Source organism: Pseudoalteromonas sp. ESRF-bin5 (assembly GCF_002632075.1).
GTDB lineage: Bacteria > Pseudomonadota > Gammaproteobacteria > Enterobacterales > Alteromonadaceae > Pseudoalteromonas > Pseudoalteromonas marina.
Map to the genome: position 1 here is coordinate 1 of NZ_NTLW01000154.1, position 8446 is coordinate 8446.

Consider the following 8446-nt stretch of genomic DNA (forward strand, 5'->3'; position numbering starts at 1 on the left):
TTAAAGCACGGTCTAGCGTTTTACGCTCCCACGGCTCAAGCCCTTTTAAAAACTTGTTGTACGCGTTGCGCTCTTTATTCGTTACCGTGAAACGGTCATTTTCGTCATAAAAATCAGTAATATCAGGGTTTTTCTCAACCCATGTTTTTTTACCTTCTGCACGGTTACGCTCAACAAATAACGATGTTGGTTTGTCAGCTTCAATATCACGTAGGCGGCTGTAATCTATATCTGGATTTTTAGTATCTAAACGCAGTTGATACACTTTATCCAACGAGATATCTACATGGTCGGTAGTGTAAAACCAGCCGCGCCAAAACCAATCTAAATCAACACCTGACGCCTCTTCCATAGTACGGAAGAAATCAGCGGGGGTAGGGCGCTTGTATTTCCAGCGCTGTGCGTACTCTTTAAATGCAAAGTCGAATAAATCGCGGCCTAAAATCACTTCACGTAAAATATTAAGCGCGGCAGCAGGTTTAGTGTAAGCATTAGGGCCTAAGCGAAGTACGCTATCTGATTGCGTCATAATAGGCACCTGAACTTCAGATTTCATATACGATACAATATCACGAGGCTCAACACCCCAAGGAATAGTAGGATCCCATTCACGTCCAGCAACACCATCTAAAAAGCTATTTAAGCCTTCATCCATCCACGTCCACTGACGTTCATCAGAGTTAACGATCATTGGAAAGTAAATATGGCCAACTTCATGAATCACAACGCCAATCAAAAATCGTTTTTCAGACTGAGAATAGGTGCGTGTACCGTCATCTTGTAACTTAGTACGCGGACCATTAAAGGTAATCATTGGGTATTCCATACCACCTACCGGACCATTTACCGATTGTGCAGTTGGGTAAGGGTAATCAAACGAATACTTTGAATACACTTCCATTGTGTGCACAACAGATTCAGTAGAATACTTTTTCCATAAGTCACCGCCCTCTTTAGGGAAGAAAGACATGGCCATAACAAGTGGTTGAACATCACCGCCTTGTTGGTAACCTTTTGCATCCCACATAAATTTGCGTGAAGACGCCCATGCAAAATCACGCACATTGTCGGCTTTAAATCGCCATGTTTTCGTTTTGTCTGTGCCTTCTTTTTCGTTTTCGAGTGCTTCTTCTTCGGTCACGATAAACACAGGACGCTTAGCAGTTTCAGATTGCTTTAAACGTTTACGCTGCGTGCTTGTAAGTACCTTGCTTGGATTATCTAACTTACCCGTCGCCGATACAATGTGATCAGCGGGTACTGTAATTTCTACGTCGTAATCGCCAAATTCAAGCGTAAATTCACCTGAGCCTAAAAAGGCTTTATTCGTCCATGCTTCGTAATCTGTGTACGCCGCTAAACGCGGGAACCACTGGGCAAGTAAAAATATATCGTTGCCATCTTTTTCAAAATGCTCATATCCTGAGCGTGCGCCAACAGCATCTTCTTCAACAATATTGAACGCAAAGTCCATGCTGAACTCAACTTCTTTACCTGGCTTTAATGGCTCATTCAAGTCAATACGCATTAATGTATCTACGATTGTTACACGTAGTGCTTTACCGTCTTCGTCTTTAACATTGCTTATTGCAAAGCCAAGTTCGTTGTCACTCATAAATTGCTGGCGACGTAACTGCCCTAGGCTCAGTTTTGCGGGCTTTTGCGCAGGCAGGCTTTGTAACGTGCTTTTAAAGTTTTTAGTGGTTTCAGCAATTGAATCACTTTTAAAAATATTTTGGTCTAACTGTAACCATAAATATTTTAATGTATGCGGTGAGTTATTTTTATACTCAATGCTCTGGCTTGCACTAAGACGACGCTTTTTTTCATCTAACTTCACGTCAATATCGTAGTTAACTTTTTGCTGCCAGTAATTTTCACCTGGTTCACCCGCAGCACTGCGGTAAACATTTGGTGTCGGCAATGCTTCATCTAACTGACGAAACTTATCAACAAACGAGCCTTTTGTTTGTTCAACTGAAGACGCAATAGCACTACCCGACATTACCATTGGCAATAAAAGAGCACTAAGCGTAAGACTTATTTTTTTCATTGTTAGTCCTAAAATAATTTTGTGATCATACTGTGTCAAATGTAGCCGTTTTCTTCAATTAAATAGCGACCAAACACCCTATTTTTAGGGTGATATTCACTAAAGTTTTGTACGCACAAATAACAATAATTTGTTAGCTATTTTAATTCATTTAAAAATGTAAAGGGGGTTTACAAATTTTAAACCGACTAGAGCATTAAAACACTCACGTATTAGCCAACTTCAGGTCAAGTTCATCAAATGAGATTACAGTGGAGTTAAGTGAGATTTTAAAGGTCCACGCTATGAAATTCTATATTGTAAAAAAGGCAAACAAACTAGACGCAATTCCTGCTGAAAAAGAACTACTTGAGCGCTATAAAGCTGACCATTATTCTTATGTAGATATTGTGTCGGCCTGCAACAAAGAAGATGCGCTAAAGCGGCTAACCACTGAACAAAAACACAGTAAAAAACAGCTCATAATTGGCGTAAATATTGCGGTGTTTTCACTAATTTTAATTATTTGTACGATAAATTGAAATTACCGTAGTTTTTGGTTGATCTTTGTAGTCATTTGTATTTAAAATCGCCCACCTTTTTATTTGAGGCAAATAAATAACGACTATTTATCCTCAAGTATTATCGATTACAAGTAAGAAATGCGGTGGGCTCATGGATTTTTATATCCTAAAAAAACAACAAGAACTAATTGCAATCCCAGCCAACGAAAATAGCTGTAAGCAGTACCTAGATTCAGGTTATTTTTACATTGATAAAGTAGCTGCTTGTAACGAAACTAACGCACTTAAAAGACTACAATCCAAACAAACTAAAACGTTAAAAAAACCTCTACTCATCGCATTGATTGCTTTGCCAGTAATTTTTGGCATTTGGTACAGCTTAAGCTAACTGTTTAGTTATACTGAGGCTTGCATCTTTAGCAGCCTTGGGTATATTGGCGCTCTTACTGGTTTTTAAGAGCGCGACATGAAAGTCCTTCATACCTCCGATTGGCACCTTGGCCAACAATTTTACGAACACGACCGCCGTGTTGAGCATCAAGCATTTTTTACCTGGTTACTTGCCACACTTGTTGAGCAGCAAATAGATTTGTTATTAGTCGCAGGCGATATTTATCATACGGCAACACCCAGTGCCAGCGCCGAAAACCAACTTTATCAGTTTATAAAAGACGCCAAAAAGCTTTGCCCACAGCTGCATGTAGTTATTATTGCTGGCAATCATGACTCTGCAAATCGTATTTTAGCGGCTCAGCCTTTACTTGCTCAATTTGATACCCACGTAGTAGGGCGTTTTGATGTATCAGCGCCTGGCGATATTATTATAGAAATAAATACTAATAATAAACGCGCTGTAATTGCTGCTATGCCTTTTTTGCGCTCAAGCGATGTCAGCTCACTAAGCCAAACAAAAAACGGCCCTAGCTATGCACAGGGCGTTGCAAATGCATATGAGCTTGCTTTAGAGCATGCCTATAAAATTAATGAGCAAAATTCACCGTTAATAGTAATGGGGCACTTACACGCTAAAGGCGGTGACATATCAAGCGATTCAGAGCGCAACTTAGTGATAGGTGGTGAAGAGTCTATTTCAGCCAATGTGTTTGGCAATAAAGCCAACTATGTAGCTCTAGGCCATTTACACAAAGCGCAACAAGTTGCTAAAAACGAGACTATTCGCTACAGCGGCACGCCTATTCCCATGTCGTTTTCAGAACGTAACTATACTCACCAAGTTAATGTTGTCGAATTTAAAAGCGATAAAAAACAGAGTATTAGCACAACTGTAAACCCCCTTTACATTCCTCGCTCGGCCGACGTTATTATTTTACCAAAAGGGGAGTGTGTGCCACTGAATGACTTATGTGAACAAATTAAAGCACTCGATACATCACAACATACTATTGCCCCTTATTTACGCGTAAAACTTAAATCAAGTGATACCGACACCACCTTCAGAGAACAAATAGAACAAGCACTAGAAGGTAAGCACGTAAAATTTTGCGGTATCGAACGCGTTCGTGAACAAACAACCCATACCGACAACGACACAGTATTTGAAGATTTAAGTGAAGTTGAAATGCTCAATCCGCTCAATTTATTAGAACAAGCCTTTGCAAATGATAAAGACATGGCAGGCCAGAGCGTACCCGATGAACTAAAAGTGCTTTTAAACGATGTAATAAGTGAGCTGACGGAGCAAGAGCAACTATGAAAATAACCGCAGTACGCATTCATAACTTAGCATCAATAGTAGACGCCGAAATCGACTTTACTCAAGCCCCACTAAAAGATGCGGGCTTATTTGCAATAACCGGCGACACCGGCGCGGGTAAAAGTACCTTTTTAGATGCTATTTGTTTGGCGCTTTACACAAAAACGGCACGCCTAAAAGGCGATAAAGGTAACCTGATTGATTTTAATGGCGACAGCATCAAATTAAACGATGCGCGTAACTTATTACGCCGTGGAAAATGGGAAGGCTTTGCTGAGGTTGACTTTGTAGGGCAAGACAAACACCTTTACCGCGCCCGTTATTCTATACAGCGCACCCATAAAAAAGTAACCGGTAAATTAAAAGTAGCCGAGCACACGTTAGTTACCCTACCAGATGAAACATTAATAGCCGACAAAAGCCAAACCTTAAAACAAATAGAAAGTAAAATAGGTTTAAGCTTTGAGCAATTCTCGCGTGCGGTATTATTAGCGCAGCACGAATTTGCTGCATTTTTAAAAGCAACTGGCGACGAACGCGCGCAATTATTGGAGTGCCTAACAGGCACCGACAAATTTAGCCTAATTGGTAAGCGTATTTTTGAACGTAACAAAGAGTTAAAAGATAAGTTTGATTTACTACAAGCAAGCCTCGCAAGCTATACCTTATTGAGTGAAGACGAATTAGCAATAAAACACACCACACTTAATGAGCTAAAACAGAAAATAGAACACACTAGAAAAACAATAATAAGCACAGAGCAAAACCTAAATTGGTACAAGCAAGCAAGTGCACTTGAGCTAGCACTTGAAGAGGCAACAAAAAGTCAGCAGCATGCTACCAACGAGCTTGCAAAAATTGCTCAACAGAGTGAGCAAGCAAAACAAGCACAAAGCGCACTTGAGATAAAAGATAACCGAAAACGACATGAGTATTTAACAGCGCAAAATAACACACTAAATAAACAAATAAGTGACTTAAAAACTATTGATCATGCAACGCTTATTGAAGAGCAAGCCGATGCACTTAAAACAAAACAAAGCAAATTAAAAACAGCGCAAGAGCAAAAGCAATCTGCTGAGCCAATTATTGTAAAAGCCCGCGAGCTCGACAGCCAGCTTGCTATACACGCACAAAGCATTACTAACCTTACTCAACAAAGTGAAAAAGAGCAGCAACAACTTAGCGAATTACAAATTCAGTTTAAACACAGCCAAACCGCGCTTGATGAAGCAACTAAGCTAAATACGCAGCATCAGCAATGGCTTACTGAACATACGCAGCTTAACCCGCTAGCGAATGATTGGAATTTTTACCAACACAGCTTTAATACATATTTAAGTGCCAATGAGCAAATAAAGGCAACCGCTTCTCAAAGCAAACAGCTGCTAGAAGAGCAAACTAAACACGCGACACAGTTAGCAGATCAAACTAAAAAAGTAGAACTACAAGAACAACAACTTGTGCATGAGCAGAAAGATCTCAACCAACTAAGTGAGCAACTACGTCAATTCAATATTGAGCAATGCGATAGCAAACTTAAAAATATTGAATATTTAAATGATCAGCGCTTGCGCTACCAACAGTTTAATCAAGAAATAAAACACAGCTCACAACAACAAGCCGCGGTTGCAGCCAAACTTGTAAACAGTGAGCAAACGCAAACAACATTGCAACAAAGCTTAGCTTCATGCGAACAAGCACTTAAACACAGCGAATACGCATTAAACCAAGCTCGCCTGCGTGCCAGCGAAAACGTAGAGCATTTACGCACTCAGCTTATTCCCAACGAGCCATGTGTAGTGTGCGGGGCAAAAGAGCACCCGTATTCAAGCAGCCACAGCCCGCAATTAATTAACCTAATAGCCGATTTTGAAGCAAGTTATAATCAGGCTAAGCAGCTACACGATAGCGCTCAAACTAAGCTGCATCAACATCAAACACAACATGCTGTACTTGTCACTGAGCACGCCCAGCACAGTCAGGCCATACAAAGCGCACAGGCAAAACAGCTAGAAATTAAAACAACAATGCAAGGAACGCGCACAGAGCTTAACGATTTAACAAAGCAGCAGCTTGATGAAACCCACGCCCAGCTCAACAACCAAAAGTCTCACTATTTTGAGTCGCAAAAACAGCAATCAGCCTTGCAAGAAAAGGTAAATCAGCAAACAAACGCCTTGAAAGCAGAGCAACAAACACAACAGCAATTGCATAATTTAAATAGTGAATTAACTAATAAACTAAGCCAAGTAAATACAAAGCACGCTGAGCTAACGTCGCAAATTAGCGATCTAACCACAACACTTAATGCACAATTTGAACACAGCAACTTTTGGCAACAGCTGCAAACTGGCTCGCTTAACTTAAATGATTTAAGCCAACAGGTTGAGCAGTATCAGCATACATATGCGCAACTTGAGCAAAGTCAAAAACAAATAGACACAGCCAATCAGCAATTACAGCAGCTTAAGCCACTAATAACTAAAAGCGAAAGTGCACTTAAAACGCTAAAAGATGATTTAGACAATGCTCAACAGCTACAAAATACAATCCAAAGTGAGCGCCTTGCGTTATTTAATAACGAGCAGATAAGCGTAAACGACTACCAAACAAAAATTAATGCCCAGCTTGAGCAATGCCAAGCTCAGTTAACTAACAGCCAGCAAACTTACGATAACGCTGTTAAAAAACGTGATGAGCATGCAATTGAGCTTAAAAACGCAGAGCTGCGTTTAGCCGAGCAAAGCACGGAGCTTAAAACACTTGAAGAGCGCTACAACGAATGGTTTAGCGACTTTAAAGCCAAGTACAGTGAGGCAACACATAAGCAGATCACAATTTTACTAACTTTAAGTAGTGAGCAAATTAAAGCCCATTTAACCCAGTTTGAGCAGCTTTCAGCTGCACTTTTAGATGCAAATGCTGCGCTTAAACAGCAACAAAGTGCGCATACAGATCACCAAAATACTAACAAGCCATCACAAAACCACGCTGAACTTAGCGAGCAATTAACGGCATTAAATACAAAGCAAACTGAGCAGCAAAATAGTTTACTTACCATTAATACCGCCATAGAGCAGCATAACCAAAATGCCAAAGCGCTTGAGGGTAAACAAACTGAGCTAGCCACCCTTAAAAAGCGAGTGGAACAATGGCACTTACTTAATAAAGTATTGGGCGATGCAACCGGTAAAACCATGCGTAACTTAGCGCAAACACAAACACTAAAAATATTACTGCATTACGCTAATAGCCACTTAAAAACCCTTAATAAACGCTACGAGCTTACAGCCATTGCGCAATCGCTCGATATTGCCATTATTGACCGCGATATGGCCGACGAACAACGCTCGGTTAATACACTCTCTGGCGGTGAATCGTTTTTAGTGTCACTAGCACTTGCATTAGGGCTTGCATCGCTTTCGTCAAACAAAGTACAAATCAACTCTTTGTTTATTGACGAAGGGTTTGGTACGTTAGATAGCGAAACACTCAGCGTTGCTATGGACGCGCTCGATTCGTTGCAAGCACAGGGCCGCAAAGTAGGGGTTATATCGCATGTGAGCGAAATGAGCGAACGTGTAGCCACGCAAGTTCATGTAAATAAGCAAAGTGGTGGATACTCCACTATTGAAGTTTTATAAGCTGATTAAAGGAGTTAAAAATGCCGACATTTACAGGCGAGCAAGCAACACATTACGATAGTCGCATTACCCGCTTAGTACCTGGTTATGAGCTATTACACCAACTTACCAATGCACAACTACTCGCTACGTTAGCAGACAACGCGCATATTTTAGTAGTAGGAGCCGGTACAGGTAAAGAAATACTCGCCCTTGCCGCGCTTAACCCTACTTGGCAATTTACCGCGCAAGATACCTCAAGTGATATGCTCGCAATTGCTAAACAAGCGTTTGAAGAACACGGCATAGCAAAGCGCGTTAACGTTATTGAAGGCGAGCTTGATAAGCTATCTACTAAGGCCGATGCGGCGGTATGCCTACTCGTAATGCACTTTTTAAAAGACGACGGCAGCAAAAAGCAGCTACTCAAAAACATTAAAGCTAATTTAAATAAAGGCGCAAACTTATTTATTAGCGATTTAATGAAACCCGAAACCGACTTTGAGCGCGAAGCACAAATTACTGTGTGTGCCGATTTAGGCTTAAGTGA

At 40.7% G+C, this 8446-nt stretch carries 6 protein-coding genes; 5 read left to right on the forward strand and 1 reads right to left on the reverse strand.

Annotated features, from left to right (window positions below; genetic code table 11):
* A partial coding sequence (locus BCG07_RS08695; RefSeq protein ID WP_286889839.1) for a M1 family metallopeptidase occupies positions 1-2053 on the reverse strand: 2053 nt, incomplete at its 3' end.
* 284 nt (positions 2054-2337) lie between these two features.
* Here BCG07_RS08695 and BCG07_RS08700 point away from each other — a divergent pair.
* From BCG07_RS08700 to BCG07_RS08720, 5 genes are all read left to right on the forward strand, one after another.
* On the forward strand, positions 2338-2574 hold the full coding sequence (locus BCG07_RS08700) for a hypothetical protein (protein ID WP_039037299.1): 237 nt from the start codon (positions 2338-2340) through the stop codon (positions 2572-2574).
* A gap of 133 nt (positions 2575-2707) precedes the next feature.
* Positions 2708-2944, forward strand: a complete 237-nt coding sequence (locus BCG07_RS08705) for a hypothetical protein (RefSeq protein WP_006793303.1) — start codon at positions 2708-2710, stop codon at positions 2942-2944.
* 78 nt (positions 2945-3022) lie between these two features.
* Positions 3023-4270 carry an exonuclease SbcCD subunit D gene (locus BCG07_RS08710; protein WP_286889841.1) on the forward strand — a complete coding sequence of 416 codons (1248 nt, stop codon included), beginning with the start codon at positions 3023-3025 and terminating at the stop codon, positions 4268-4270.
* Positions 4267-7917, forward strand: coding sequence for an AAA family ATPase (locus tag BCG07_RS08715; RefSeq protein ID WP_286889843.1), 3651 nt, complete (start codon positions 4267-4269; stop codon positions 7915-7917). Before BCG07_RS08710 ends, BCG07_RS08715 begins: the two co-directional genes overlap by 4 nt.
* A gap of 20 nt (positions 7918-7937) precedes the next feature.
* The coding region (locus BCG07_RS08720; protein WP_286889845.1) for a class I SAM-dependent methyltransferase at positions 7938-8446 on the forward strand (509 nt) is incomplete at its 3' end.

Coding starts and splice junctions, on each gene's coding strand:
- BCG07_RS08700 (WP_039037299.1), top strand. CDS start 2,338: ATGAAATTCTATATTGTAAAAAAGGCAAACAAACTAGACGCAATTCCT.
- BCG07_RS08705 (WP_006793303.1), top strand. CDS start 2,708: ATGGATTTTTATATCCTAAAAAAACAACAAGAACTAATTGCAATCCCA.
- BCG07_RS08710 (WP_286889841.1), top strand. CDS start 3,023: ATGAAAGTCCTTCATACCTCCGATTGGCACCTTGGCCAACAATTTTAC.
- BCG07_RS08715 (WP_286889843.1), top strand. CDS start 4,267: ATGAAAATAACCGCAGTACGCATTCATAACTTAGCATCAATAGTAGAC.